Origin of the sequence: Ponticaulis profundi, assembly GCF_042659465.1 — a bacterium.
GTDB classification, from domain to species: Bacteria; Pseudomonadota; Alphaproteobacteria; order Caulobacterales; family Hyphomonadaceae; genus Ponticaulis; species Ponticaulis profundi.
Map to the genome: position 1 here is coordinate 5,222 of NZ_JBHSSW010000067.1, position 509 is coordinate 5,730.

1 rRNA gene (cut by a window edge) is annotated in these 509 nt (G+C 56.2%); it reads right to left on the reverse strand.

What is annotated here, in order from left to right:
- Positions 1–139: ribosomal RNA gene (locus ACFQDM_RS19545) — 16S ribosomal RNA — on the reverse strand (it extends 1,334 nt beyond the left edge of the window).
- Between the last annotated feature and the right edge of the window lie 370 nt (positions 140–509).

Sequence of the window (509 nt, forward strand, 5' to 3'; positions counted from 1 at the left end):
CGGGGCTATTCCGTAGAGAAGGGCACGTTCCCACGCGTTACTCACCCGTCCGCCGCTAGACCCGAAGGTCTCGCTCGACTTGCATGTGTTAAGCCTGCCGCCAGCGTTCGTTCTGAGCCAGGATCAAACTCTCAAGTTGAAACCCCCGAAAGGGTTCTTGACGTCGAACCTTGCACATCTGTCACCTGCTGTCTCCAGCAGGCAATCATCCGTTCATCGTTCTACCGAAGTAGTCCGACAAACAGTGAAGCTGACACCTGGATCATCGCTTTCGCTACCAGGCCGATATGCAAGTCTCTCGATCGTATGACGACCGAACCGCCCGCATATCTCTTCAGATATCCATCAATGTCAAAAAGCAAGAGAACCAAAATCACGATCACGACGTCAACTCGACGCCACAACCGTCACCCAATCCCCAGAATGTCTCCCGGTCCAACCGCGCTTCCCAGCACCGCCTTCCCGGCCCCTCCAGCGTTCCCGCCTTCGGTGAAGCGGTGTTTAGGCCC